At 72.4% G+C, this 1,172-nt stretch carries 2 protein-coding genes; both read left to right on the top strand.

Annotation, left to right across the window (positions count from 1 at the left end; translation table 11 throughout):
- The coding region (locus FNH05_RS37535) for a hypothetical protein (RefSeq protein ID WP_222426833.1) at positions 1-451 on the top strand (451 nt) is incomplete at its 5' end.
- A gap of 105 nt (positions 452-556) precedes the next feature.
- Entirely contained in the window at positions 557-1,144 is a 588-nt protein-coding gene (locus tag FNH05_RS37530; RefSeq protein ID WP_144593563.1) for a hypothetical protein, read from the top strand.
- The last annotated feature ends 28 nt before the right edge of the window (positions 1,145-1,172 follow it).

Here is a 1,172-nt window from a genome sequence, read left to right as displayed (position 1 = left end):
TCCCGGCGCCACCGGCCCCGCCGGCCCGACCGGACCTCCCGGCGCTACCGGCCCCTCCGGCCCGACCGGACCGACCGGCCCCACCGGTCCCCAGGGACCGATCGGACCCAGCGGCCCCTCCGGACCTCCGGGACCGAGCAGTGGCATCGACACGGCGACCCAGGGCAGCACCGAATACATCGGTTACGTCAACGGCACGCCCCATGTGTACGTGTACGACTCGTCGCCGGGCGTCGCGACCTGGTTCGACCTCGGCCCCATCCCCGCGGGGAACGCCGTCGACGTCGGCCTTTCCGTCAACCCCACCGGTAACACCCTCAGTGTCACGGTCCTGTCGAGCAACGGAAACGTCTACGAAGACCGATGCACGACGAACCCGGCCCCCATCCACGCCTGCACGGGATGGGTGCCCAACACCCCGAACACCACTTCACCGAGCACGCCTGCCTAGGCAGCCGGAGGAAGTCGTTTCGGACCCCCCGCGGTGCCGCCCGGAACCTTCCGGGCGGCACCACCCCTCCCGCACAGAATCGTTTTCCGGAACCGAGGTGGGCAGATGACGGACAGGCACCCGATCAACAGGCTGGCGGTGGTCATCGGCGCGGCCGCCGTCTTCACCGCCGGCTGCTCCCAGCAGAATCCGGGCTCCCGGGACCAGCTCGTGCTGCCCCCGGTCAGCCCGCCGCCGGGCCTCGTGACGGACGCGCCGGCAACCGACGGCCTGCCCGTCGTCGCCGTCGCGCAGGCGCCGGGCATCGACCTTGCGCTGCACCTGTCACGGAACCGGTGCGCGGTGAGCGCGGCCGGACCCGGCCGGACCGCTCTCGGCGCCTCCGCGCCACGGAACGACCAGGAGCACGGCGATCCCTCCGGCGAGCTGCCGGAACGGGTCCGCAACGCCCTGGGCACGGTCAACAGGGCCGTGACGCCCTGGGGCGCCGGGCAGCTCGAACTGTTCTGCGGCAAGTACAACATGGCGGTCCTCCTGCCTCCGGTCGATGCGCCGGTACGCGTCCGCGGCTCGGGCAGCAGCAGCCGGGTCGACGCGGCGGGAGCCCCGTCCCGCACTCTCGTGGTGGCAGGCCCTCCCGGAGAGCTGTACGTACCGCCCCTGTACCCGGGCAACGCCCCGCCCGCGAGATGACCACTGACTTCTGGGGAGAGGTGAGCGG

The sequence above is a fragment of the Amycolatopsis rhizosphaerae genome (assembly GCF_007713715.1).
GTDB lineage: Bacteria > Actinomycetota > Actinomycetes > Mycobacteriales > Pseudonocardiaceae > Amycolatopsis_E > Amycolatopsis_E rhizosphaerae.
Note: the sequence above shows the minus strand (reverse complement) of the source record. Positions and strands in the feature narration are given on the sequence as shown.

What these genes read in the sequence shown, in the direction of transcription:
- FNH05_RS37530 (WP_144593563.1), top strand. Translation starts at nt 557, where the DNA reads ATGACGGACAGGCACCCGATCAACAGGCTGGCGGTGGTCATCGGCGCG.